Below are 25,397 nucleotides of genomic sequence, written 5' to 3'. Positions count from 1 at the left end.
GAATCGACCATGCAACCTGCCCGATTTGTCCGGGACTAACCAAGAATTTTCTCTGAGGAGCGTAGGAACATGGAATCTGGCACGGAGCATAAAGGCCGCATTCTGCTGGTGGACGATGAGTCCGCCATCCTGCGTACCTTCCGCTATTGCCTGGAAGACGAAGGCTACAGCGTGGCGACGGCCAACAGCGCGAATCAGGCAGACACCTTGATGCAGCGGCAGGTGTTCGACCTGTGCTTCCTCGACCTGCGCCTGGGCGAGGACAACGGCCTGGATGTACTGGCACAGATGCGTGTGCAGGCACCATGGATGCGTGTGGTGATCGTCACCGCGCACTCGGCGGTGGATACCGCCGTCGATGCAATTCAGGCCGGCGCCGCCGACTATCTGGTCAAGCCCTGCAGCCCCGACCAGTTGCGCCTGGCGACCGCCAAGCAATTGGAAGTACGTCAATTGTCGGCTCGGCTCGAAGCGCTCGAAGGCGAGGTGCGCAAGCCCAAGGACGGCCTTGATTCACACAGCCCCGCCATGATGGTCGTGCTGGAAACCGCGCGCCAGGTGGCGGTGACCGATGCCAACATCCTCATTCTTGGCGAATCGGGTACCGGCAAGGGCGAGCTGGCACGCGCCATTCATGGCTGGAGCAAGCGCGCCAAGAAAAGCTGCGTAACCATCAACTGCCCGTCGCTGACTGCCGAGTTGATGGAAAGCGAACTCTTCGGCCACAGTCGCGGTGCTTTCACCGGTGCCAGTGAAAGCACTTTGGGTCGCGTCAACCAGGCCGATGGCGGGACTCTGTTTCTCGACGAGATCGGCGATTTTCCCTTGACCTTGCAGCCCAAGTTGCTGCGTTTCATTCAGGACAAGGAATACGAGCGGGTAGGTGACCCCGTGACGCGGCGCGCCGATGTGCGCATCCTGGCGGCGACCAACCTCAACCTCGAGGACATGGTTCGCGAGGGCCGTTTTCGCGAGGATCTGCTGTACCGCCTGAACGTGATCACCCTGCACCTGCCGCCGCTGCGCGAGCGCAGCGAGGATATCCTGACCCTGGCCGATCGTTTTCTCGCGCGCTTCGTCAAGGAGTACGCGCGGCCAGCAAGAGGCTTCAGCGAGGAGGCACGGGCGGCGCTGCTCAACTATCGCTGGCCGGGAAATATCCGCGAGCTGCGCAACGTGATCGAACGGGCGAGCATCATCTGCCCTCAGGAGCGCGTCGAGGTCAGCCATCTGGGCATGGCCGAGCAGCCCGTCAACAATGCACCGCGCATCGGCGCGGCGCTGAGCCTGGACGAACTGGAAAAGGCCCACATCGGTGCCGTCCTGGCCACCAGTGATACCTTGGATCAGGCCGCCAAAACCCTGGGTATCGATGCCTCGACGCTTTATCGCAAACGCAAACAGTACAACCTATGAAACTGGCCATGAAGCTGCACACCCGGCTGTTTCTCAGCATCTCGGCGCTGATTACAGTCGCGTTGCTGGGGCTGGTGTTGGGTCTGGTCAGCGTGATGCAGATGGCTGCTTCGCAGGAAAGCATGCTGCGCAGCCACTTCACCACGCTGGACCTGGGGCTCAAGATGCGCCAGAGCCTGGGCGATCAATTGGTCATGATGCTGGAGCCCGATCCGGACGTCGCGGGCATCGGCCAGTCACAGGAGCAATTCAAAGCGCTGCTCGATGAAGGCATCGCCCATGAGCAAAGCCACAATGCTCACTACGGATTTCTCCAGTCCGCCGAAAACTTCCAGGCCTTTGTCGAGCAATACCGGGCCACGGCCACGCAACACCTGCCGTTGAGCCATAACCCGCCGCTGAGCCAGGCATTCAATACCCTGCGCACGAGCCTGATCGATTCGTACAAGAACACCCTGCAAAGTATCGCCGCGCTGGAGCACGAGTCCCACCAACGGGCGATGTGGGTATCGGGTTTGCTCGGCCTGGTGGGCCTGGCGGTGCTGATCGTCGGCTTTTTTACCGCACACGGTATCGCGCGCCGTTTCGGCGGGCCCATCGAGGCCTTGGCCAAGGCGGCGGACGACATCAGCCAAGGCAATTTCGATGTGCAGCTACCCGTTTCCCCGGCAGCAGAACTGAATCGGCTGGCCAGCCGCTTCGCCACCATGGCCCACGCGCTGCGTCAGCATCAGGCCACCAATGTCGATGAGCTCCGCGCCGGGCAACAGCGCCTGCAAGCGGTGCTGGACAGCATCGACGACGGCCTGCTGATGATCGATCGACAAGGCCAGCTGGAGCATTTGAACCCGGTAGCGCAGCGTCAGTTGGGCTGGGAAGACCACCGCCTGGGCCTGGGCCTGGGCGAAGCGCTTGGCAGGCCCGATCTGGACGAGCAGTTGAACCTGATCCTGCGCGGTGGCAGCCTGGAGCGCGCGCTGGACGACCTGAGCTTCGAAGTCGATGGTGAAGCGCGTCTGCTTTCGTACAGCCTGACGCCGGTGACCCATACCCAAGGCAATATCCTCGGCGCGGTCATGGTGCTGCACGATGTAACCGAGCAGCGCGCGTTCGCGCGCGTACGCAGCGAATTCGTCCTGCGCGCCTCCCACGAGCTGCGCACGCCGGTAACGGGCATGCACATGGCCTTTGGGCTGCTGCAGGAGCGTGTGCATTTCCCAGAGCAGAGTCGCGAGGCCGATCTGCTCATGACGGTCAACGAAGAAATGCAGCGTTTGATGCAACTGATCAACGACCTGCTCAACTTTTCGCGTTACCAGAACGGCCTGCAGAAGCTGGTGCTGGCGCCGTGTGCGCTGGATGACCTGTTGCAGCGCGCCTACGAGCGCTTCGCCAGCCGCGCCCATGAGCTGGGTATCCAGCTGACCATCGAGTTGGCCGAAGGGCTGCCACGCCTGCACGTGGACGCAGGGCAACTGGATCGGGTGCTGGACAACTTGCTGGAAAACGCCCTGCGGCACACAGCGGAAAATGGCCATATCCGCTTGCAGGCACGCCGCCATGCCGAGCGCGTGATCATCAGCGTCGAGGACAACGGCGAAGGCATCGCCTACGGCCAGCAGGGGCGTATTTTCGAGCCTTTCGTACAGGTCGGGCGCAAGAAGGGCGGTGCCGGACTGGGCCTGGCGCTGTGCAAGGAGATCGTGCAGTTGCACGGTGGCCGCATGGGGGTCTACTCAAGACCCGGCCAGGGCACCCAGTTCTATATGACCCTGTCGATCTAGCGCGATGGCCTGGGTGCCTTGCGCCCTCAGGCCTCGTCGCCGGCGCGCCGACCAGCGCGGCGCCGGCCCTTGGTGATCAGTTCCTTGAACTGTCGCGCGTTCAGCGCCTGGGCGAACAACCAACCCTGACCGTAGTCGACGCCCTCGCTTTCGAGCAGCAGCGCTTGCGCCTCGTGCTCGATGCCTTCGGCGATCACCCGCAGATCCAGGGCATGAGCCATGCGAATGATGTGGGGCGCCACGCCACTGCTTTCGACGTCATCGCCCAGGGCGTCGATGAACGCCTTGTCGATCTTGAGGCAGTCCACAGGCAGGCTTTGCAGGTACGCCAGGCTGCAGTAACCGGTGCCGAAATCATCGATCAATACCGTATGGCCCACGTCGCGAAGGGCCTGAAGGTTTTCCCGCGCCACGTCGACGTCGATCAGGGAACGTTCGGTCACCTCGAAGGCGATCTGCTCGGGCGCCACGCGGTAGATGGAGAGCAGCCGGGCCACCACCTCGCCAATGCGCGGCACGGTGACATCGCACGCCGCCAGATTCACTGAAATATACAAATGCGGGTTGGCTCGCAAGAGGTGGCTGAGCTGCTCGAGCGACTGCTGCAGGACGAAGTCGGTGATCTGGCGGATCTGGCCGCTGTGTTCCGCCAGCGGAATGAACAGTTCCGGGCTGGTGAGCGTACCGTCGGGGCGACGCCAGCGCACCAGTGCCTCGGCACCGACGCAGCGACGGTTGCTCAGGTCGAAGATCGGCTGGTAGAGCACCTGCAGTTCGCCCCGACGCAACGCGCCATGCAGCTCGCCGCCCATCGAGCGGCGCTGGGTGATCAGTTGCAGGACCAGCCAGCCGATGCACAGGGCCACCACCAAGCTGACAGGAAAAAGCAGCCACAGCGGGGTATCGAATATGGGCAGCTCCTTGCTGCGCGGAGCGATCAGCACCAACTGGAAGTCTGGGGACTTGGTCGACATGCGGTAGATCAACCGGTCCGAAGTGACCTGCAGGGCATCGACCGCATCGGCACGCCAGCCCGATACGGGCGGCCATGGCTGCTCGGAGCCCAGCACCGGAATCGCCCGGCGTCCCTGGTCGAGCACCACCAGCAGGCTGCCACCGGCGGGCAGATCGACCACGTCGCTCAGATGCCCCCGCGAGGTGGAAACCCGGAACGGCCCGCGACCGAGCATCAGGGCGGCCCAGTTGTCATTGCGCTGAGTAGTGGTGTTGAGCCAGTAACTGTAGGTGGAACCCTGGATGTCCGGCGGTCGACCCAGGCTGGCGACGTCCTTGCCGCGGCGGTTGGAGCAGCGCTGGGCGCCGTCGATGAACGCGGCTTCGAAGACGAAGCGGTTGTCGAAGCCGATCTTTTCCAGGGCATCCATCATCTGCGGGCCGCAATGGCGCACAGGTTGAGCCTGCAACGCATCGACCCCCTCGCGCAGCTGACCGAACACCTGCTCCAGGCGGATCAGGAAGCGTTCGCCGCTGGCATTCATCTGCTGCCGTTCGTTGAGCTGAACCTGGTGCATGATCAGCGCAAAACTGGCCACGAACAGCAGCAGCGCGCTGGCCAGGGCGGCAAGCGTTGCCAGCGCCCAGGGGCGGTACAGAAGACTGCGGAGCTGCGGGAAAACGGCGGCCATCGAGGATCATCCAGTCGGGGGCATCAATGTATAGCAACCAGATGGCGATTGGCCCGCGCTTTCGAGCATATCGACGTGAAATCGGTTGTTACCTGCTGATGAGCGCCTGCAAAATCGCAGCGCTTTGTGCATCGGGCTCGCCGTCGAAGCGTTGCGGACGGAAGTGCATCTGGAAGGCTGCAATCACGTGTCGCGTGGCGACGTCCAGCTCGCCGCTCTGGACCACCTCGTAACCCACTCGGGCCAACTGCTGCTGATACCAGGCGATACTCGGCGGGCTGGCCTGGAAGCGCGCCTGGTAGCGTGCCACGGCCTTCGCGTCGGGCCACATGCCCAGACCGTGTTCGGCCAGGCGTTGCCAGGGAAACATCGGCCCCGGATCGGTCTTGCGCAGCGGCGCGATGTCGCTGTGGCCGATGATGTTGCGCGGCGCGATGCCGTTGCGCTGGACGATATCCTTGAGCAGGGCGATCACGGCCTGGATCTGCGCTTCGCTGTAGGGGTACCAGACCCGGCCGTTCGGGGTGTCCTTGTAGCCGGGGTTGACGATTTCGATGCCGATGGAGCTGGAGTTGAGCCAGGTGCGGCCGTCCCATTGGCTTTCGCCGGCATGCCAGGCACGGCGGCTCTCGTCCACCAACTGGTAGACGGTGGCCGGCTGGTCGCCGATCAGGTAGTGGCTGCTGACTTCACCATGAGTGAGCAATTGCAGCGAACGCGGCAGATCGGCCGAGGTGTAGTGCAGCACCACGAACTGCACGCGGTTGTCATGGTTCGCGGACGGGTGACTGCGATCGATGCTCAAGCCGTTGGAGCAACCGGCCAGTACCAGCAGGGAGAGGGCGACAAGGAGCAACTTCATAGGGAGATCACATGCAGGTTCGGGAACAGGGCATCAGCATAGCGTAGCCGGTTGTCTGGATTCAGCGGGCATGCGTTACGTCGCGTTGCCGAATGTTGCGCGCGCGTCCGTGGCGGGATGCGCGGGAGCCTCAGGGAGCCGGTTCGATCTGGTTGCGTCCCGCTTCCTTGGCGCGGTAGAGCGCCTGATCCGCGCGCTTGAGCACCTGACTGGCATTCTCACCGGGTTTGAACACCGCTACGCCAGCCGACATCGTCACGCTCACGCGCTCGCCCTTGAAATGAAAAGGGCATTGTTCGACGGCAGCACGCAGGCGTTCGAGCAGACGGCTGCCGCCGCCCAGATCGCTGCCCGGCATCAGCAGGGCGAACTCTTCGCCACCGAAGCGGGCGATGAAATCGTCACCGCGCAAGCCTTTGCGCAGCACGTTGGCGATGATCTTCAAGACCTTGTCGCCGGCCTGATGACCAAAGGTGTCGTTGATCGACTTGAAGTGATCGAGGTCAAGTATGGCCAGCAGCAGGCCATTGCCGGTCTGCTGCGAGCGGACATGCTCCAGGACCAGTCGCTCGCTCCAGGCAGCTCGGTTAGGCAGGCCGGTGAGCGGATCGAGCAAGGCCTTGTTGCGCTGCTGCTCGAGCTTGTCGCGGTAGTCGAGGGCCTCGCGTTCCATGCTCGTCACACGCTCGCCCAAGCCCTGCAGGCGCGCGGTGATTTCCTGTTCGCGTGCCTCGCGCTGCAGGCGGTGCTGCTCCATGCTGGCCAGCAAGCCCTCGAGCCGGCTTTCCAGCACCTGCTTGAGGCCGTCGATATCGACAGCGCCACGCATGCTCGTCTGCAACCCGTCGACGTGTTCACGCAGCACGTCGTCCAATGCCAGGGCGGCGTTGCGCGAGTCGGCATGGTCGCCATGGGTCAGCTGCAACTGACGCTGGAAATTCTCCAGGCGCTGGTTGAGCTGTTGCAGGTAGCGTTCGAACTCCTGCTGACTGCCGTCGTTGACGGCCAGCATCAATACGGCGAGCTCATCGAGCACCGGCAGCAGCTCGTACCAGTTCAGCCCGCGCTGGATGCGCGCGTGCATGGCCTGGGCCTGGGCCATGTAGCGCTCGGGCAAGGTCAACTCGCTGAGCAGCTCGAGCAGGGTGGTTTCAATATGGCTGGCAACGCTGCTGTACGGCGGTTCAAGGCTTGCCGGCAAGGCATAGAAAGCCTGTTCATCGGTCAGGCCGCTGTCGAGCACCTGCAACTGTTCAGCGGGCTTCTCGGTGGGCTGCTCGACCAAGGGCGATGCCACGGGGTCTGCAGCGCCAAGCGCGGGTGCTTCACTGGCAGTATTGCTCGCTGGCAGGCGCAGGTCGGCCACTGCCAAGGCAACAGCGAGCGGGGCAGACTGCGGCGCCGGCTCGTCTGCAATGGCTACGGGGGCCGCGTGAGCGTCGGACACTGCAGTGTCAGATTCCGCAGTGACAGGATCAGGCGTCGAGCCGGCCATTGCCGGTGCATCCTGCGCTGCGGGCACGGGCATGGACTGCACAGGGCTGGCGTCGGCCGGATCGGGGCTGCCGAACAAGCGCTGCAGCAGGCCCGCCCGCTGCGCGCGCAAGGGTCGGTCGAGGGTATTGAGCGCCTGCTCCTGCAAACCACTGAGCTCACTGAGCAGCAAGGGCATCTCGCGCGCCTGTCCAGCCCGCTCTTCAAGGCCCTGGGCGAGCTTTTTCAAAGGTTTGCTGACATCGCGCGGCAGCGGCAGCGACTGCAGTTGCGTAACCAGAGCCCCCAGCGCGGTGCCTATCTGCTGCACCCGGGACTGTCGGCGCTTCTCGGACTCCAGCACGGCAATTTCCAGACGCGGAATCAGCGCCGCCAGCCGAGCGTCCATGTCGTCGCCACGCAGCACCTCGCGCATCTCCTTCATGCAGACATCCACCGCCCGGTCGCTGCCTTCGGCCGCAAGGCTGCTGCGCACCAAGCCTCGACGCAGCAGGTCGAGACGGGCGTTCCAGCGCCGCTCGAGCTTTTCCTGCTGGTCAATGCTTTGCAGGTATTTCTCTTTCCAGCGCTGGCTGTCGTCACTCATGACAAGGATTGCTCGTTGACCTGCAGCTCACACCCACCCGCGATGGGTGCGCTGCGAAAACGTCGTATCGCGGGTGATGCCGCTTACTTGGCGGCACGTTCCTTGGCAATCAGCTGGTCAGCCACGTTCAGGGTCTGCTCGGGACCGCCGGCGGTGCCCAGGTCAAAGCGGTACTTGCCGTTGACGATCATGGTCGGCACGCCGGAGATTTCATACTTCTTGGCCAGCTCCTTGGCCTTGGCGATCTGGCCCTTGATGGCGAAAGAGTTGAAGGTCTGCAGGAATTTTTCCTTGTCCACGCCCTGGGTGGCGACGAATTCGGCCATGTCCTCGGGTTTGATCAGCGGCTTGTGTTCCTTCTGGATGGCATTGAATACGGCGTTGTGGACCTTGTGCTCCACACCCATGGCTTCCAGGGTCAGGAACAGCTGGCCATGGGCATCCCACGGGCCGCCGAACATGGCTGGAATACGGACGAAATTGACGTCGGCCGGGAGCTTCTCGACCCAAGGGTTGATGGTCGGCTCGAACGCGTAGCAATGCGGGCAGCCGTACCAGAACATCTCGACGACTTCGATCTTGCCGGGCTCGGCGACGGCTACCGGGCTGTTCAGTTGAACGTAGGTCTTGCCGGCTTCCAGCGGCACATCCGCCGCCTGGGCGGTCACGCCCATGGCACTGGCGACAACGAGGAAGGCGCCGAAAATCAGATTACGCATGCGTGACTCCTGAGCAGTTTCATACAAGGGACGGATCGGTGCCAGCACCGGACCTGCCTGATCGAGGTGGCTAGTGTAACGGCAGTGATGTCAAAAAAGGGTGGACGAGGAGGGCCTTTGCGCTATTTTCATGGCCCAATAGATGTAACCAGGCGTAAGACGGCCGCGAAGGTCTGGCGCCTGGCCTGCACCTGGCCCATGCCCGATCGTTTTCAGCGCAGTGCCTGAATATGAGTGGCCAGGGCTGCAATGTCGTCATCGCTGAGCCTGCCTGCAATGTCGTGCATGATCGCAGCGGCATCGGCCTCTTGGCGAAAAGCGGTCAGCCGCTTGATCAGGTACGGTGCATGCTGACCCCGCAGCTGTGGAAAGCCGGCCAGTGCGGTACCGGCACCATCGGGAGCGTGGCAGCCGCTGCAGGCAGGTACACCCAGCGCCGGGTCGCCACTGCGGTAGAGGTCCTGCCCACGCTGCGCCAAGCCGGCTGCGACTTCCGTGGGGGCGGGCGTCTGCTCGGCGTACCAGGCGGCGATATCGAGCAGATCCTGGTCGCTCAGCTCAGCCAGCGTACCGGCCATTTCCGGGACCACGCGACGGTTTTCGCGGATGTCCAGCAACTGCTCGTTCAGGTAGCGCTCGCCCTGGCCGGCCAGCTTCGGAAAGATCGGCACCAGGCTGTTGCCGTTCGGGCCGTGGCACGCCGCGCACAGTGTCGTCAGTGACTGCCCTCGGGCGCTGTCGCCCGTCGTGCCCGCAGCACTTGCCGCGCTGCTGGCCAGCAGCGCGCAGAGCAGGCCCATCACACGCATTGCGCTCATCGACTGATCCAACCAAGGTGAAGTTCTCGACCTGCCGCACCGTACGGCCGGCCTGGGCGCATTATGCCCGCACGCAGGCCATTGCCGGCAAAATCACCCACATATTGTCCAGCCCTATATACTTCGCTGCATCGTTCTTGCGGCTGCTGCATCGGGCCCTGCCTCTACCGGAAATCACATGCAACTCAAAAACCCCATCCTGGGCCTGTGCCAACAGGCTACCTTTTCGCTCAGCGCCGCCAAGGTCGAGCAGTGCCCCGATGACGAAGGGTTCGAGGTCGCGTTCGCTGGCCGTTCCAATGCCGGCAAGTCCAGCGCCTTGAACACCCTGACCCACGCCAGCCTGGCACGGACCTCGAAAACCCCAGGGCGCACGCAGCTGCTCAACTTCTTCAACCTAGACGAGGAGCGGCGCCTGGTCGACTTGCCCGGCTACGGCTACGCCAAGGTTCCGATCCCGCTCAAGCTGCACTGGCAGCGCCACCTGGAAGCGTATCTGGGCAGTCGTGAAAGCCTCAAGGGGCTGATTCTGATGATGGACATCCGCCATCCGATGACCGACTTCGACCTGTTGATGCTCGACTGGTCGGTGGCCAGCCACATGCCCATGCACATTCTGCTGACCAAGGCCGACAAGCTGACCTACGGCGCAGCCAAGAATACCCTGCTCAAGGTTCAGGCCGAGATCCACAAGGGGTGGGGCGACGCCGTCAGCATCCAGCTGTTCTCCGCGCCCAAGCGCCTTGGCCTGGAAGATGCCTACACGGTGCTGGCACGCTGGATGGAGCTGCCGGACAAGAACACAGCCGAGGCCTGAGCCCGGAGTGAGAAAATCCGGGCAAAAAAAACCCCGGACTTCGTATGGGGAGGGGGGAAGTCTGGGGCTCAAGGTCCGAACCGCTGAGGGTCCGGATATCTGCCAACACTTAACACAACATAGGAGCATCGAAAGGCTTCACTAGCCAATCCCAACGTCTGACTGGGAGAGGCCGGGGGAGTTCCTTGGCAGATGCAAACTATTTGCGATAAGTCGTTGGTTTCATGTGGGGTTCAGGTTTTTCATCTGGCCTGGATTCGGGGGGTGCCCCTTCGCGGCCGCTGACCGCTCCTACAGAAAGCATGAGCATCCGTAGGCATGGTCGGCGACCGCGAAGCAGCAACACCGCGCCGAATCAGCGCGCAAAAGCCCGTAGGAGCGGTCAGCGGCCGCGAAGCAGCAACACCGCGCCGAATCAGAGCGCAAAAGCCCGTAGGCGCGGTCAGCGGCTGCGAAGCAGCAACACCGCGCCGAACCAGTGCGCAAAAGCCCGTAGGAGCGGTCAGCGGCCGCGAAGCAGCAACACCGCGCCGGATCAGCGCGCAAAAGCCCGTGGGAGCGGTCAGCGGCCGCGAAGCCGTCAACCCGGTTTCGAATCAGTGCGCCTCGTCCCAGTTGGAACCCACGCCGACTTCCACCAGCAAGGGCACGTCGAGTTGCGCGGCGCCGCTCATGTACGGGCGGATCTGGGTGCCGATCTGCTCGACCAGGTCCTCGCGCACTTCCAGCACCAATTCATCGTGCACTTGCAGGATGACGCGTGCGTCCAGCCCGCTTTCGGCCAGCCAGTTGTCCACCGCAACCATGGCGCGCTTGATGATATCGGCAGCCGTACCCTGCATCGGCGCGTTGATCGCGGTGCGTTCGGCCCCGCGGCGCAAGGCCGGGTTCTTGGCGTTGATGTCCGGCACGTAGAGGCGACGCCCGAACAGGGTTTCGACGAAGCCCTGTTCGGCGGCCTGGGCGCGGGTGCGCTCCATGTACTCGAGCACGCCCGGATACTGCGCGAAATAGCGGTCGATATAGGCCTGCGACTGCTTGCGGTCGACGCCGATCTGCTTGGCCAGGCCGAACGCGCTCATGCCGTAGATCAAGCCAAAGTTGATCGCCTTGGCACTGCGCCGCTGGTCGGTGGTGACCTGCGCCAGGTCTACCCCGAACACTTCCGCAGCCGTGGCCCGGTGCACGTCCAGATCGTTCTGGAAGGCATGCAGCAAGCCTTCGTCCTTGGCCAGGTGAGCCATGATGCGCAGCTCGATCTGCGAGTAGTCGGCCGCCAGCAGGCGATACCCGGGCGCCGCGATGAAAGCCTGACGGATGCGCCGACCCTCGGCGGTGCGGATGGGGATGTTCTGCAGGTTCGGGTCACTGGAAGACAGGCGTCCAGTGGCGGCGACCGCTTGATGGTAGGACGTGTGGATGCGCCCGGTGCGCGGGTTGATCTGCTCGGGCAGGCGGTCGGTGTAGGTGCTCTTGAGCTTGCTCATGGAACGGTACTGCATGAGCACCTTGGGCAACGGATAGTCCTGCTCGGCCAGTTCGGCGAGCACCGCTTCTGCCGTGGAGGCTTGGCCCTTGGCTGTCTTGGAGATGATCGGCAAGCCGAGTTTCTCGTAGAGAATCACCCCCAATTGCTTGGGTGATCCCAGGTTGAACTCCTCGCCGGCGATCTCGAACGCTTCGCGCTCCAGGGCAACCATCTTTTCACCCAGTTCCACGCTCTGGATACCCAGCAGCTTGGCATCGACCAGCGCGCCCTGGCGCTCGATCCGTGCCAGCACCGGCACCAGCGGCATTTCGATGTCCTGCAGCACGGGCAGCAAGCTGGGCACTGCATCCAGCTTGGCCTGGAACAGTTGATGCAGGCGCAGGGTGATGTCGGCGTCTTCGGCGGCGTAGGGGCCGGCCTGTTCCAGCGCGATCTGGTCGAAGGTCAGCTGCTTGGCGCCCTTGCCGGCGATGTCGGCGAACTTGATCGTGGTGTGGTTCAGGTACTTGAAGGCGAGGCTGTCCATGTCGTGCCGAGTGGCGGTGGAGTCGAGCACGTAGGATTCGAGCATGGTGTCGAAGGCCACGCCCTGCACGTCTATGCCGTTGTCCTGGACGCCACCGATGGCACAGTTGGCGAGGATGTTGATGTCGTACTTGGCGTGCTGGCCGACCTTGAGCTTGCGCGGATCCTCGAGGAGCGGCTTGAGCGCCAGCAGCACGGTATCGCGGTCGAGCTGTTCGGGCACGCCCATGTAGGAGTGCGTGAGCGGAATGTAGGCGGCTTCGTGGGGTTCGACCGCGAAGGAGATGCCTACCAGCTGCGCGCGCTGGGCATCCAGGCCGGTGGTCTCGGTGTCGAAGGCGAACAAGCTGGCCTGTTCGAGCTTCTGCAGCCAGACATCGAAGCGAGCCTGGTCGAGAATCGTTTCGTAGCGTACTTCGATGGCCGCGACCGGCTCCTGCGCCGGAGCCAGTTCTTCGCCGGCGCGCCGGGCTTCACGCTCGACGTCTTCGATCCAGCTGCGGAACTCCAGCTCGCTGTAGATGGCAAGCAGTGCATCGCGATCCGGCTCGCTGCACATCAGTTGGTCGACTTCCACGTCCAGCGGTACGTCGATCTTGATGGTGGCCAGTTCATAAGAGAGGAAAGCCATTGCCCGGTGCTCTTCCAGCTTGGCGGGCAGCGCCTTGGCGCCGCGAATGGCCAGGGCCGGGACCTTGTCGAGATTCTCGTAGAGTTCCTTGAGGCCGCCGCCGATGCCGGTCAGCAGGCCCTGAGCGGTTTTTTCGCCCACGCCCGGCACGCCGGGGATGTTGTCGACCTTGTCACCCATCAGGGCCAGGAAGTCGATGATGTGCTCGGGACCGACGCCGAACTTCTCCTTGACGCCGGCGATGTCCAGCACGCTGCCGGTCATGGTGTTGACCAGGGTGATGTGGCCGTCGACCAGTTGCGCCATGTCCTTGTCACCCGTGGAAATGACCACCGGGCGATCGGCTGCCGCGCTGCTGCGGGCCAGGGTGCCGATGACGTCGTCAGCCTCGACGTTATCCACGCACAGCAATGGATAGCCCAGGGCCCGGACGCAGGCGTGCAGTGGCTCGACCTGTACCCGCAGGTCGTCGGGCATGCTCGGGCGGTTGGCCTTGTAGTCGCCGTAGAGGGCATCGCGGAACGTCCCGCCCTTGGCGTCGAAGACCACCGCGAACGGGCTGTCCGGATACTGCCGACGCAGGCTCTTGAGCATGTTCAGCACGCCCTTCACCGCACCCGTGGGCATGCCCTTGGAGGTGGCCAGCGGCGGCAGTGCGTGGAACGCCCGGTACAGATAGGAAGAACCGTCCACCAGGACGAGAGGAGCTTTGCTCATGAGCAGAATCAACCTTTTCGGCGAGCCCGGCGTTAGAATGCCCGGAGCTGTGACAACGAGAACTGTGACAACAAAGGGACAAGGTTATCATGCGTAACGTAAAACACCTGTTGCTCGCGGCTCTGCTGCTGACCAGCCCGCTGATGACCCTGGCTGCGGACGACGCGCCTTCGGCCGATCCGGACGTGACCATTCGCCAGGACGGCGACAAGACCATCCAGGAGTATCGCCAGAACGGCTTCCTGTATGCGATCAAGATCACTCCGAAGCACGGCAAGCCGTATTTCCTGGTGCGTGCCGATGGCACCGATGACAATTTCATCCGCTCCGACCAGCCGGACATGTTGATCCCGGCCTGGAAAATCTTCGAGTGGTGAGGCTGTAACCTTCAATTCAACCGGGCGCCGCCCCTTGCGGCGCCAGTATGGGCAAATCTACGACATGTCTGTGTTTACACCCTTGACCCGCGCCGAGCTCGAAACCTTTCTGGCCCCCTATGGCCTTGGCCGTCTGCGGGACTTCCAGGGAATTGCCGCCGGTACCGAGAACAGCAACTTCTTCATCAGCCTGGAGCAGGGTGAATACGTGCTGACGCTGGTCGAGCGCGGGCCGACCCAGGATTTGCCGTTCTTCATCGAACTGCTCGATGTACTGCACGACGCTCGGCTGTCGGTGCCCTATGCCTTGCGCACCACCGAGGGCGTGGCGCTGCGCACGCTTGCAGGCAAGCCGGCCCTGCTGCAGCCGCGCCTCGACGGTCGCCACGTGCAGGCGCCGAACAACCAGCACTGTGTGCAGGTAGGCGAGTTGCTGGGGCACATTCACACCGCCACCCTCGACGCACCGCTGGTGCGCCGCACCGACCGCGGCCTGGACTGGATGCTGGAAGAGGGCGAGAAGCTGGTCGCCGACCTGGATACTGCAGCCGCGGCGCTGCTGCGTCCGGCCCTGGCCGAGATCCAGGCGCATCACGCACAGATTCTGGCACTGCCACAGGCCAACCTGCACGGCGACCTGTTCCGTGACAACGTGATGTTCGAGGGCACCCACCTGACGGGTGTGATCGACTTCTACAACGCCTGCTCCGGGCCGATGCTGTATGACCTGGCGATTACCGTGAACGACTGGTGCTCGGATGAGCACGGTACCCTCGATGCGCCACGCGCGCGGGCATTGCTGGGTGCCTATGCAGCCCTGCGGCCATTCACTGCGGCAGAGGCACAGCTGTGGCCACTGATGTTGCGTGTGGCTTGCGTGCGGTTCTGGCTGTCGCGCCTGATCGCGGCGCAGTCGTTTGCCGGGATGGATGTGTTGATCCATGATCCCAAGGAGTTTCAGGACCGGTTGGCGCTGCGGCAGAAAGTTGGGGTGCCGTTGCCTTTTGCTTTTTAGGGCTTGAGACCGTGGGGCGGCCTTCGCGGGCAGAGCCCGCTCCCACAGGAACCTGCGTCTAGCCTGAACCTTCTCTCACAGGGCAGGGGTTCAGGCATGTGCGAGGAGCTTCAGAGCTTTTCCAGGCAGCCGGCGAGGTTGTCGGCCAGATTGCCCAGCAGGGTTTCGTAGCCGGTTGCGGTAGCGTCTTCGAAGCCACCCAGGGCGTCCAGCTCGGCCAGGGTCACCGGCAGTCCGGCGGTCAGGGTCTGCGCCAGCTTGGGGCGCATCGGCGGCTCGCTGAACACGCACGTCTTGCCCACTTCCTGCAGCCGCTGACGCATCGCGGCGACATGCTGTGCGCCGGGTTGCACTTCGGCGGCCACGGCGAATACACCCGCATGCTTGAGGCCGTAGGCCTCCTCGAAATAATCGAAGGCTTCGTGGAAAACGAAATAAGGCTTGCCCTGAATGCCGGCGACCCGAGCGGCCAGACGTGTGTCCAGGGCCTGCAGGCGTTGCGTGAAGGCGGTCAGGTTGGCCTGGTAGCGCGGCGCATTGGCAGGGTCGGCAGCGGACAGGTCGGCGGCCATGCGCGTGGCGATCACCCGGGCATTGACCGTCGAGAGCCACAGGTGGGCGTCCAGGGTGCCCGGGCGATGGTCGTGATCGTGGTCCGATGCTTCCTCGTCATGGCCGTGGCTGTCTTCGGCAAAATGCCGCAGGTGCATGCCCGGCAGCGTCTGGATCGAGACCGTCGGCTTCTGCCGAGTCTGCAGCACGCGCGGCAGAAAACCTTCCATGTCCGGGCCGATCCAGTACAGCAGATCGGCGTCGGCCACCCGCCGCACGTCCGATGGCCGCAGGGCGTAATGGTGCGGCGAGGCACCGGGCGGCAGCAGCACTTCGGGCTGGCCGACACCGTCCTGCACGGCGGCCGCAATCAGCTGCACCGGCTTGATGCTGGTCAATACCCGCACTTGCGCCTGTGCCGGCAGGGCGGTCAGGCACGCGGCGAGCAAACCGATGGAAAGAGCAAAAATACGAACCACAATGAACACTCTCGGGGGCAAGAACAGGTAACATAATAACGTCTCTATCAGAATTCGTCGCCGCTCATGTCCAAAACACCGCTGGCCAGCCGTCCCCACGACCACTCACATTGCGTGCACCACGCACTGAGCGAAGCCGATGCCTTGTGCCTGAAACAAGGCCTGCGCCTGACCGCCTTGCGTCGTCGCGTGCTGGAACTGGTCTGGCAAAGCCACAAGCCACTGGGTGCCTACGACATCCTCGCCGTGCTCAGCGAACAGGACGGCCGCCGCGCAGCGCCCCCCACGGTCTACCGCGCCCTGGATTTTCTGCTCGACAACAACCTGGTGCACCGCATTGCCTCGCTCAACGCCTTCATTGGCTGCAACCATCCCGAGCATGCGCATCAGGGCCAGTTCCTGATCTGCCGCGCCTGCCACGTGGCCGTGGAGCTAGAGCACAAGACCATCAGCGACGCCATCGTCGAAAGCGCCCTGGGTGTCGGCTTCGTCGTCGAGGGGCAAACCGTGGAAGTGGTCGGCCTGTGCGCGGCCTGTCAGGGGGCGTGATGAGCGAAGCCTTGATCCGCCTGGACCAGGTCACGGTGGCATTCGCCGGCCAGCGGGTGCTCGATGACATCCACTTGTGCGTGCAGCCCGGCGAAATCGTGACGTTGATCGGCCCCAATGGCGCCGGCAAGACCACCCTGGTGCGTGCCGTGCTCGGGTTGCTCAAGCCCGATTCGGGCAGCGTGTGGCGCAAGCCGCGACTGCGCATCGGCTACATGCCGCAGAAGCTGCACGTGGATCCGACCCTGCCGCTGTCGGTCCTGCGCTTTTTGCGCCTGGTGCCGGGTGTGGACCGTGCCCGCGCTCTGGCGGCGCTGGAAGAAGTAGGCGCCGCGCAGACCATCGACAGCCCGATCCAGACGGTGTCCGGCGGTGAGATGCAGCGGGTGCTGCTGGCCCGGGCACTGTTGCGCGAGCCTGAACTGCTGGTGCTCGACGAGCCGGTGCAAGGCGTCGACGTGGCCGGCCAGGCCGAACTGTATGCCCTGATCACGCGCCTGCGCGAACGCCACGGCTGCGGTGTGCTGATGGTTTCCCACGACCTGCACCTGGTCATGAGCACCACCGACCAGGTGGTCTGCCTGAACCGGCATGTGTGCTGCTCCGGGCACCCTGCACAGGTCAGCGGTGATCCGGCATTCGTCGAGCTGTTCGGCAGCCACGCTCCCAGCCTGGCCATCTATCACCACCATCACGACCATGCCCATGACCTGCACGGCAGCGTGGTCAGTGACACTCATGTACACGGAGACAGCTGCAAGCATGGCTGATTTTTTACTGTATGCCTTGCTGGCGGGGCTTTCCCTGGCAGTGGTGGCGGGACCGCTGGGCTCGTTCGTGGTGTGGCGGCGCATGGCCTATTTCGGCGACACCTTGTCCCACGCGGCCTTGCTGGGCGTGGCCCTGGGCTTCGTGCTCGACATCAGCCCGGCACTGGCGGTCACGGTAGGCTGCCTGCTGCTGGCGATACTGCTGGTGACCCTGCAGCAACGCCAGCCGCTGGCCTCGGACACACTGTTGGGGATACTCGCGCCCAGCACACTGTCGCTGGGTCTGGTGGTGCTGAGCTTCATGCACGACGTGCGCATCGACCTGATGGGTTATCTGTTTGGTGATCTGCTGGCGATCAGTCCGACCGATTTGTATTGGATCATCGGTGGCAGTGTGGCCGTGCTCGCGCTGTTGATTGCCCTGTGGCGGCCGTTGCTGGCAATCACCGTTCACGAAGAGCTGGCACGGATCGAAGGACTGCCCGTGGCGGGCCTGCGCATGGCCTTGATGCTGCTGATTGCGGTGGTGATCGCGGTGGCGATGAAGATCGTCGGGGTGTTGCTGATCACCTCATTGCTGATCATCCCGGCGGCAGCCGCACAGCGGCATGCGCGCTCCCCCGAGCAGATGGCGCTGGGTGCCAGTGTGTTGGGGGTGATCGCGGTGTGTGCCGGGCTGGCGCTCTCGTGGTTCAAGGACACGCCGGCCGGGCCATCGATCGTGGTCAGTGCGGCGCTGTTGTTTCTGCTGAGTTTTGCGTTGCCCAAGCGGTAGTGGAGTGGCTGGCGCGAGTCGCTGTTATCTGTACACCTCGCGTCGATTGCCCAGCTGTGGACAGGCACAGACCCCGCTTTCCTCGGCCAAAGAGTGGTGGCCTCAGCGATTTTCGGCGTCCATATTTTCGCCGACACCCCCACGGTGTAGACTTGGCCGTTTTTTGGGCAAATAGAGAGTCGTAGCAATGAAGCCGTTCGTCTCCCGTTACCTGCTACTTGCCACACTTTCCCTGGTGTTGACCGCTTGCCAGACCTCACCGGCCGACCACGCCGCTGATGCGGGTCCGGATGCCTGGCAGCAGCTGGAAACAAACATTGCCAGCAGCGAACTGGCCACGGCCGAGGATCAGCTGGTCAAGCTGCAGGCGCAGGCACCGCAGGATCCACGCCTCACCGAGGCGCAGCGGCAGCTGGCCGAAGCCTACCTGCAGCGCAGCCAGGTGATGCTGCAGAAAGGTGACGTCAACGCTGCCGCCACTGCGCTGGGCCGTGCCCGCGTGCTGATGCCCCAGGCACCGGCGCTCACCGGTGGCGTCAACGGCGCCATCGCCCAGGCGCGCAAGTCTGAACTGGAGAAAGCCGAAGCCGCCCTGAAAGCTGCCGAAGCCAGGCCCAAGGCCCTGGTGCTGGATCCGAACGCCAGCGTTTCAGCGGTGCCGTTGAAGATGCACAGCGCGCCGCAGCTGCGCGCGCAGATGCGCGACATCGCAACCGACGTCGTTCATTACCAATGCGATGTGATCATTCAGGTGGCCCAACCGGGCGAATATCGCCGGCTGGAGGCGCTGCTCAAGCAGCGCGTCAGCGAACAGTTGCCAGAGATGCAACTGAAGGTCGGTCGCCGTGTGGTCCACGGACAACCGACCCAGGTGGTGCTTATACCGCGCCGTTAAGCCGGAATGGCTTTGGCGGCCGGCTCGCGATCCCACACGCGGTGCTTGGCGATGGCGGCGATGAACGCCTTGATGGTGCTGTCATCGTCACCCACCAACAGGCCGGCATCTTCCTTCAGGCGCAACGCTTCGAGCAGCGCCTTGCCATCCTTGCTGATACCGATTGCCTTGAGGTGCTTGTAGGCCTCGAGCAGGTAATGCAGTGCCACGCCATCGGCGCTCAGTGCCTTGATCGAATCGGCACCGCCCGGCACCCACACTGCATCGAAGGCCACCGAAGGCAGGCCCTCCTGGGACGCGTCGACGGCCAGGGTCTTGCCATCGGCCGTCTTGACCGGTGCGCTGGTAGGGCCCAGCACCTTGGCATGCGCGCCTTCGGCCTTGAGCGCCTTCTGCAGCGCAGCGACTGCATTGCCGTCCACGCCGTTGGCAACCAGAATAGCGACCTTGCGGCTCTTGATGTCGCCGGACAACAGGTTCATCTGGCTCAGCGCAGGCGATTCCTTCAGCGAGGAAGGCTTGACCGATACGGTGCCCTTGGTAGGCGCCGGCAGACCCAGGTTGGCCGCAACGCGCGAAGCCAGTTCCAGATCGATGTTGGCCAGAATCTCGTTGACCTGACGGGCACGGATGTACTCGCGCTCGACCTTGCCCAACTCGAAGCTGTAGGCCGCGATGATGTGCTCTTTCTCGGCATGGCTCATGCTGTTGAAGAACAGCGTGGCCTGGGAGAAGTGGTCGGAGAACGATTCGCTGCGCTCGCGGACCTTGTGCGCATCGACACGCTCGGGATAGGTCTCGAAGCCGCCGTCGATGGGTGCCGATGGGGTTTCCTTCGGCCAGCCGCCGTCGATCGAGTTCGGTTCGTAGGAAGCACGGCCCTTGTCGATACGGGTGCGATGCTGGGCATCACGCTGACCGTTGTGGTTCGGCGCGATCGGGCGGTTGATCGGGATCTCGTGGAAGTTCGGCCCACCGAGGCGGCTGATCTGGGTATCGGTGTAGGAGAACAGACGGCCCTGCAGCAGTGGGTCGTTGCTGAAGTCGATGCCAGGCACGATGTGGCCCGGGCAGAACGCGACCTGTTCGGTCTCGGCGAAGTAGTTGTCCGGGTTGCGATCCAGCACCATGCGGCCCAGTGGAGTGACCGGGACCAACTCTTCGGGAATGATCTTGGTAGGGTCGAGCAGGTCGAATTCGAACTTGTGCTCGTCTTCTTCCGGCACGATCTGCACGCCCAGTTCCCATTCCGGGTAGTCGCCCATCTCGATGGATTCCCACAGGTCACGGCGGTGGAAATCGGTGTCCTTGCCGGCCAGCTTCTGCGCCTCGTCCCAGACCAGCGAGCAGGTACCGAACTTGGGCTTCCAGTGGAACTTGACGAATGTGCCTTTGCCCTCGCCATTGACGAAGCGGAAGGTATGGATACCGAAACCCTGCATGGTGCGCAGGCTTTTCGGGATGGCGCGGTCGGACATGGTCCACAGCACCATGTGCGCCGACTCAGGCACCAACGAGACGAAGTCCCAGAAGGTGTCGTGGGCGGAGCCGCCGGTCGGGATCTCGTTGTGCGGCTCAGGCTTCACCGCGTGGACGAAGTCGGGGAACTTGATCGCGTCCTGGATGAAGAAGATCGGCATGTTGTTGCCGACCAGGTCGAAGTTGCCTTCGTCGGTGTACAGCTTGACCGCAAAACCACGCACGTCGCGCACGGTGTCGCCCGAGCCACGCGGGCCCTGCACGGTGGAAAAGCGCACGAAGACCGGGGTCTTTTTCGACGGGTCGCGCAGGAAGCCGGCCTTGGTCAGCGCCGAGTGGTCTTCGTAGGTTTCGAAGAAACCGTGGGCCGCGGTGCCGCGGGCGTGGACGATACGCTCCGGGATGCGTTCGTGGTCGAAGTGCGTGATTTTCTCACGCATGATGAAGTCTTCGAGCAGCGACGGGCCGCGCGGGCCAGCCTTGAGGGTGTTCTGGTTGTCGCTGATTTTCACGCCATGGTTGGTGCGCAGCGCCTGTCCGGTGCCATCGGCACGGAACTGCTCGAGCGATTCGAGCTTGGCGTTGGTGTTCTGGCGATCCAGGGTATCGGTGCCAGCGGCTTCGCTCTTGCCGGTAGGGGGGGTCTTGTTGCTCATCGGGCCTTAACTCCTTGGTTCACGGCAGTCCGTGGACGGACTCTGATAAGTACCCTCACCTGATCACGGCAGGCATGGGCCAGGGATACTCAGCAAGTGACCGGACGAATTGCGTGGACGTTCCTTTTTTTTCGCGAACGGTGGGTGGGCGAGCCTTTAGTCGCGTTATTGCCAAATCGCAGGTCGCCGCGAAAATAAATGCTAAATGCCACGGGATGCCTGGGCTAAAATGCGCGCCCGGCTACCCGCTGCCCCCATTCATGCGCCCCACAAGGTTCGCTACGTGATCGAGTTCCAAGATGTCCACAAGACCTACCGCGTGGCCGGTAGGGAAATTCCCGCGCTGCACCCCACCCGACTCACGGTGCCGGCAGGCCAGGTGTTCGGCCTCATCGGCCACTCGGGCGCGGGCAAAAGCACGCTGCTGCGCCTGATCAACCGTCTGGAGAACCCCAGCGGCGGCACCATCATCGTCGACGGTGAAGACGTCACTGCCTTCGACGCCGACGCCCTGCGCGGTTTCCGGCAACAGGTCGGCATGATCTTCCAGCATTTCAATCTGCTGGCGTCCAAGACCGTCGCCGACAACGTAGCGATGCCGCTGAACCTGGCCGGCCGTCTGTCGCGCAAGGAAATCGACCAGCGCGTGGCCCAGTTGCTCGAGCGGGTGGGCTTGTCCGACCACGCACGCAAATACCCGGCGCAGCTGTCGGGCGGACAGAAGCAGCGCGTCGGCATCGCCCGCGCCCTGTCGACCAACCCGAAGATCCTGCTCTGCGACGAGGCCACCAGCGCGCTGGACCCGCAGACCACGGCCTCGGTATTGCAGTTGCTGGCCGAGATCAACCGCGAACTGCAATTGACCATCGTGCTGATCACCCATGAAATGGACGTGATTCGCCGGGTCTGCGACCAGGTTGCGGTGATGGACGCCGGGCGCATCGTCGAGCAAGGCTCTGTGGCCGACGTGTTTCTGCACCCGCAACATCCAACCACGCGTCGCTTCGTCCAGGAAGACGAGCAGGTCGACGAGAACGAGCAGCGCAGCGACTTCGCCCATGTGGCGGGGCGGATCGTGCGCCTGACGTTCCAGGGCGAGGCCACCTATGCGCCGCTGCTGGGCACGGTGGCACGCGAGACCGGTGTCGACTACAGCATCCTGGCCGGTCGTATCGACCGCATCAAGGACACCCCCTATGGCCAGTTGACCCTGGCTATCACCGGCGGCGACATGGAAGCGGCTTTCGCTCGCTTCACCGCAGCCGACGTTCACATGGAGGTGCTGCGCTGATGGACCTGATCAACTTCTTCGCCAGTGTCGACTGGAGCGAAATCTGGCAGGCCACCCTGGATACGCTGGTGATGCTCGGCACCTCGCTGCTGTTCACCATCCTGCTGGGGCTGCCGCTGGGTGTCGTGCTGTTCCTCACCAGCCCACGGCAGATGTTCGAAAAGCCACGCTTGTACGCGGTGCTATCGTTCATCGTCAACGTAGTCCGCTCGCTGCCGTTCATCATTCTGATCATCCTGCTCATCCCGGCCACGGTGGTGTTGGTAGGCACCTCGCTGGGGGTAGCCGGTGCAATTCCGCCACTGGTCATCGGCACCGTGCCATTCTTTGCCCGCCTGGTTGAAACCGCCCTGCGCGAGGTCGACCGCGGCATCATCGAGGCGACCCAGGCCATGGGCGCCACGACGCGGCAGATCATCACCCGGGCGCTGGTGCCCGAGGCCATGCCGGGGATCATCGCGGCCATCACCGTGACGACCATCACTTTGGTGTCGTACACCGCGATGGCCGGTGTGGTGGGCGCCGGAGGCCTGGGCGACCTGGCGATTCGCTACGGCTACCAGCGCTTTCAGGACAACGTGATGTACGTCACGGTGATCATTCTGATTCTGATGGTCCAATTGCTGCAGATGCTCGGCGACCGTCTGGTCGTGCATTTCTCGCGCAAATGATTCATGCCTCGCACCTCATTCATGCCTGGTAAATAGTTCACAGTCAGGCCCGCAGGGGCCGACAAGGAAACCGAAGATGAAAAGACTACTGGCCGCCATGGCCGCCGTCGCTGCACTGTCCGTCCAAGCCAACGAAACCCTGAGCGTGGCAGCCACTGCAGTGCCTCACGCGGAGATTCTCGAGTTCGTCAAGCCGCAGTTGGCCGAACAGGGCGTGGACCTCAACATCAAGGTGTTCACCGACTACATCCAGCCCAACGTCCAAGTGGCGCAGAAAGCCATGGACGCCAACTTCTTCCAGCACCAGCCTTACCTGGATGAGTTCAACAAGGGCAAGGGTACCGACCTGGTCGCCGTGACCGGCGTCCATCTGGAGCCGCTGGGCGCCTATTCCAGCAAGATCAAGACCCTCGACGAGCTGGGCAACGGCGCCAACGTAGTGGTGCCCAACGACGCCACCAACGGCGGCCGCGCGCTGCTGCTGTTGCAGAAGTACGGGCTGATCCGCCTCAAGGACCAGAGCAACATCCTGGCGACCACCAAGGACATCGTCGAGAACCCCAAGGGCTTGAAGATCCGCGAGCTGGAGGCAGCGACCATCCCGCGCGTGCTGACCCAGGTCGACCTGGCCCTGATCAACACCAACTATGCCCTGGAAGCCAAGCTGGATCCGTCCAAGGACGCGCTGTTCATCGAAGGCAGCGATTCGCCGTACGTGAACATCCTGGTGGCACGCCCCGACAACAAGGATGCGCCGGCCATGCAGAAGCTGGCAGCCGCGCTGCACAGCCCCGAGCTCAAGCAGTTCATCACCGAGAAGTACAAGGGTGCAGTATTGCCGGCCTTCTAAGCCCGTGACGGCTTGACTCGCGCGTCCCTCAATCGCCCGCGACCAGCCCTGGAAGCTGGGCGATCATCTTGGCATTGTCGATCGGCCCGCGGATGAACCCACGTTGGCGCCCATCCGGCCCGATCAACGCCAGGTTGGCGCTGTGCTCCACCAGGTAATTGGGCTTGCGCGTGTCGGCCGCGATGAATGGAATGCTGATGGCCCTGGCCAGTGTCTGCAGAGTGTCGACCGGCGCCACCCACCCCCGGAATCCCGCCTTGAAATAACCCAGGTATTGCTTGAGCCGCTCGGGCGTGTCGCGGTGCGGGTCGACGCTGATCAGCACCACTTGCAGGCGCTCGCGCGTGGCGTCCGGTAGCTGGTTCTGCACATTGCGCAGGTTGGCCAGCGTGGTGGGGCAGATATCCGGGCAGAACGTGTAGCCGAAGAACAGCAGCGACCATTTACCCTGCAGCCGGGTCAGGTCGACCACCGATCCGTTCTCGTCGGTCATGTGCAGGGCAGGCATCGCGCGGCTTTGCGCCAACAGCATGATGCCCGCATCGACCAGCCCGGCGCGGTCGGGTTGACGCTGTCCACTGAGCAGGTGATGAACGCTCAGCCCGATCAGCAGGGCAAGGGCGCCGGCAAGGGTAAACACGATTTTCTGCGTTCGGGTCATGAGCCTGGGATCGAGAGACGTTGGAGGAGGCGACGTTATCAGGCGAGCCGCAGCGAGGGTAGTGGTCAAGCGCCGTTATGAAATGTGTCCTGATTATGACAAATGCGTCTTAGCCTTCCCGATGGGCCAGCTATCGTTCCCACTTCACTTGCGTGACACTCGCCTGGAGCCTTCATGAACACCGCCGCATTGCGCGAGCAGATTCAACGTGCAACCGAACACGAGGCCGCTACCGGCCACCTGCATCAACGCCTGGAAAAACAGTTGCCGCAGCTGCACCCGGCCATCGACCTGGCCGAGGGCGGTGGTGTCGCTTTGTGGCGCTTCGTCAGCGCCTACATCGAGGAAGTCCCGCAGTTGCTCGATGCGGCCAGCGAAGTCGCCGGCAAGGCCGGAATCGAGTCGCAGATCAAACCGGTACTGAAGATAGCCGAGGAGTATTTTCTGCGTCCGCCCGGAATTGTGGCCGGCCAGGAGGGGCTGGATGGCCTGCTCGACGAAGCCTACCTGGCGCATCGCCTGGTCGAGGAAGTGAACGACCTGTACATCCGCCACCTGGGCCAGCCACTGATACCGCTGGACATGACCGTGGCCAACCTGATCGCTCACCAGTTGATCGGTGAAACGTTCGCCAACCAGCTGGATGAAGTCGTGCATCACTCGATGGCTCAGATGCTCTGTGACGAGCGCTTCGAGCTGCCGTCGGTGCTGGCCTATCGCGACAAGCTGATCAGCCCTGAAACCGGCGCGGCGTGGCAGCAATGGCCGTGCATGTCGCGGCGCCTGGGTATTGGCCTGGACCTGAACTCAGCCAGTTCCTGAGGGCCTGCACGGGGCCTGGCGAGCGGTCGTCGCCAGGCCCCGTGCAGCCGG

22 protein-coding genes are annotated in these 25,397 nt (G+C 63.4%); 13 read left to right on the top strand and 9 right to left on the bottom strand.

Annotated features, from left to right (window positions below):
* Positions 1-69: 69 nt before the first annotated feature.
* Both algB and IFT44_RS16990 read left to right on the top strand, forming a co-directional pair.
* Positions 70-1,416: a sigma-54-dependent response regulator transcription factor AlgB gene (gene algB, locus IFT44_RS16995; RefSeq protein WP_192059207.1), complete on the top strand. Its 1,347-nt coding sequence runs from the start codon at positions 70-72 to the stop codon at positions 1,414-1,416.
* Positions 1,413-3,200 (top strand): KinB sensor domain-containing domain, encoded by a 1,788-nt coding sequence (locus tag IFT44_RS16990; RefSeq protein WP_122480104.1) that lies wholly within the window; start codon positions 1,413-1,415, stop codon positions 3,198-3,200. The genes algB and IFT44_RS16990 overlap by 4 nt, the downstream gene beginning before the upstream one ends.
* Before the next feature lie 26 nt (positions 3,201-3,226).
* Here the strand turns inward: IFT44_RS16990 and IFT44_RS16985 are convergent, their stop codons facing one another.
* From IFT44_RS16985 to IFT44_RS16965, 5 genes are all read right to left on the bottom strand, one after another.
* A complete protein-coding gene (locus IFT44_RS16985) occupies positions 3,227-4,846 on the bottom strand; it encodes an EAL domain-containing protein (protein WP_192176268.1) in 1,620 nt (539 codons plus the stop codon).
* 88 nt (positions 4,847-4,934) lie between these two features.
* Entirely contained in the window at positions 4,935-5,708 is a 774-nt protein-coding gene (locus IFT44_RS16980) for an N-acetylmuramoyl-L-alanine amidase (protein WP_122480102.1), read from the bottom strand.
* Positions 5,709-5,838: 130 nt separating this feature from the next.
* Positions 5,839-7,788, bottom strand: coding sequence for a GGDEF domain-containing protein (locus IFT44_RS16975; RefSeq protein WP_192059213.1), 1,950 nt, complete (start codon positions 7,786-7,788; stop codon positions 5,839-5,841).
* An 83-nt stretch (positions 7,789-7,871) separates the two neighbouring features.
* Positions 7,872-8,507, bottom strand: a complete 636-nt coding sequence (locus tag IFT44_RS16970; protein ID WP_122480100.1) for a thiol:disulfide interchange protein DsbA/DsbL — start codon at positions 8,505-8,507, stop codon at positions 7,872-7,874.
* 212 nt (positions 8,508-8,719) lie between these two features.
* Positions 8,720-9,325 carry a c-type cytochrome gene (locus IFT44_RS16965; RefSeq protein ID WP_192176267.1) on the bottom strand — a complete coding sequence of 202 codons (606 nt, stop codon included), beginning with the start codon at positions 9,323-9,325 and terminating at the stop codon, positions 8,720-8,722.
* Positions 9,326-9,503: 178 nt separating this feature from the next.
* Here IFT44_RS16965 and yihA point away from each other — a divergent pair, with 178 nt between their 5' ends.
* On the top strand, positions 9,504-10,142 hold the full coding sequence (yihA, locus tag IFT44_RS16960; protein ID WP_122480098.1) for a ribosome biogenesis GTP-binding protein YihA/YsxC: 639 nt from the start codon (positions 9,504-9,506) through the stop codon (positions 10,140-10,142).
* A gap of 596 nt (positions 10,143-10,738) precedes the next feature.
* Here yihA and polA read toward each other — a convergent pair.
* Positions 10,739-13,504 (bottom strand): DNA polymerase I, encoded by a 2,766-nt coding sequence (polA, locus tag IFT44_RS16955; protein ID WP_122480097.1) that lies wholly within the window; start codon positions 13,502-13,504, stop codon positions 10,739-10,741.
* A gap of 89 nt (positions 13,505-13,593) precedes the next feature.
* Between polA and IFT44_RS16950 the strand changes: the two genes are divergently transcribed.
* Together IFT44_RS16950 and IFT44_RS16945 are read left to right on the top strand one after the other, a co-directional pair.
* Entirely contained in the window at positions 13,594-13,881 is a 288-nt protein-coding gene (locus tag IFT44_RS16950; protein ID WP_122480096.1) for a DUF2782 domain-containing protein, read from the top strand.
* A 64-nt stretch (positions 13,882-13,945) separates the two neighbouring features.
* Complete coding sequence (locus tag IFT44_RS16945; protein ID WP_185794585.1) at positions 13,946-14,896, top strand: homoserine kinase; 951 nt, start codon at positions 13,946-13,948, stop codon at positions 14,894-14,896.
* A 110-nt stretch (positions 14,897-15,006) separates the two neighbouring features.
* Here the strand turns inward: IFT44_RS16945 and IFT44_RS16940 are convergent, their stop codons facing one another.
* On the bottom strand, positions 15,007-15,936 hold the full coding sequence (locus IFT44_RS16940) for a zinc ABC transporter substrate-binding protein (RefSeq protein ID WP_446730961.1): 930 nt from the start codon (positions 15,934-15,936) through the stop codon (positions 15,007-15,009).
* Between the two features lie 57 nt (positions 15,937-15,993).
* Between IFT44_RS16940 and IFT44_RS16935 the strand changes: the two genes are divergently transcribed.
* The 4 genes from IFT44_RS16935 to IFT44_RS16920 all read left to right on the top strand — a co-directional run bounded on the left by IFT44_RS16935 (position 15,994) and on the right by IFT44_RS16920 (position 18,916).
* Positions 15,994-16,476 (top strand): Fur family transcriptional regulator, encoded by a 483-nt coding sequence (locus IFT44_RS16935; RefSeq protein WP_122480095.1) that lies wholly within the window; start codon positions 15,994-15,996, stop codon positions 16,474-16,476.
* Positions 16,476-17,246, top strand: a complete 771-nt coding sequence (gene znuC / locus IFT44_RS16930) for a zinc ABC transporter ATP-binding protein ZnuC (RefSeq protein WP_122480094.1) — start codon at positions 16,476-16,478, stop codon at positions 17,244-17,246. Before IFT44_RS16935 ends, znuC begins: the two co-directional genes overlap by 1 nt.
* Complete coding sequence (gene znuB / locus IFT44_RS16925) at positions 17,239-18,021, top strand: zinc ABC transporter permease subunit ZnuB (protein ID WP_122480093.1); 783 nt, start codon at positions 17,239-17,241, stop codon at positions 18,019-18,021. The genes znuC and znuB overlap by 8 nt, the downstream gene beginning before the upstream one ends.
* 187 nt (positions 18,022-18,208) lie before the next feature.
* Positions 18,209-18,916, top strand: coding sequence for a PA5502 family lipoprotein (locus tag IFT44_RS16920; protein ID WP_192059225.1), 708 nt, complete (start codon positions 18,209-18,211; stop codon positions 18,914-18,916).
* On the opposite strand, the gene katE is transcribed toward IFT44_RS16920, so the two are convergent.
* Positions 18,913-21,051, bottom strand: a complete 2,139-nt coding sequence (katE, locus tag IFT44_RS16915; protein ID WP_185794590.1) for a catalase HPII — start codon at positions 21,049-21,051, stop codon at positions 18,913-18,915. The genes IFT44_RS16920 and katE overlap by 4 nt on opposite strands.
* Before the next feature lie 283 nt (positions 21,052-21,334).
* Between katE and IFT44_RS16910 the strand changes: the two genes are divergently transcribed.
* From IFT44_RS16910 to IFT44_RS16900, 3 genes are all read left to right on the top strand, one after another.
* Positions 21,335-22,342 carry an ATP-binding cassette domain-containing protein gene (locus tag IFT44_RS16910; protein ID WP_122480090.1) on the top strand — a complete coding sequence of 336 codons (1,008 nt, stop codon included), beginning with the start codon at positions 21,335-21,337 and terminating at the stop codon, positions 22,340-22,342.
* Positions 22,342-23,013 carry a methionine ABC transporter permease gene (locus tag IFT44_RS16905; protein WP_122480089.1) on the top strand — a complete coding sequence of 224 codons (672 nt, stop codon included), beginning with the start codon at positions 22,342-22,344 and terminating at the stop codon, positions 23,011-23,013. The genes IFT44_RS16910 and IFT44_RS16905 overlap by 1 nt, the downstream gene beginning before the upstream one ends.
* A gap of 76 nt (positions 23,014-23,089) precedes the next feature.
* Positions 23,090-23,863: a MetQ/NlpA family ABC transporter substrate-binding protein gene (locus IFT44_RS16900; protein ID WP_122480088.1), complete on the top strand. Its 774-nt coding sequence runs from the start codon at positions 23,090-23,092 to the stop codon at positions 23,861-23,863.
* Between the two features lie 28 nt (positions 23,864-23,891).
* Here the strand turns inward: IFT44_RS16900 and IFT44_RS16895 are convergent, their stop codons facing one another.
* A complete protein-coding gene (locus IFT44_RS16895; protein WP_192137788.1) occupies positions 23,892-24,524 on the bottom strand; it encodes an SCO family protein in 633 nt (210 codons plus the stop codon).
* Between the two features lie 174 nt (positions 24,525-24,698).
* Between IFT44_RS16895 and IFT44_RS16890 the strand changes: the two genes are divergently transcribed.
* Positions 24,699-25,346, top strand: a complete 648-nt coding sequence (locus tag IFT44_RS16890) for a hypothetical protein (protein ID WP_192055216.1) — start codon at positions 24,699-24,701, stop codon at positions 25,344-25,346.
* Positions 25,347-25,397 lie beyond the last annotated feature (51 nt).

The sequence above is a fragment of the Pseudomonas sp. CFBP 13710 genome (assembly GCF_014842235.1).
Taxonomy (GTDB): Bacteria; Pseudomonadota; Gammaproteobacteria; order Pseudomonadales; family Pseudomonadaceae; genus Aquipseudomonas; species Aquipseudomonas baltica.
The sequence above is the reverse complement of the archived record's forward strand: the minus strand, read 5'-3'. Positions and strand labels throughout refer to the sequence as shown.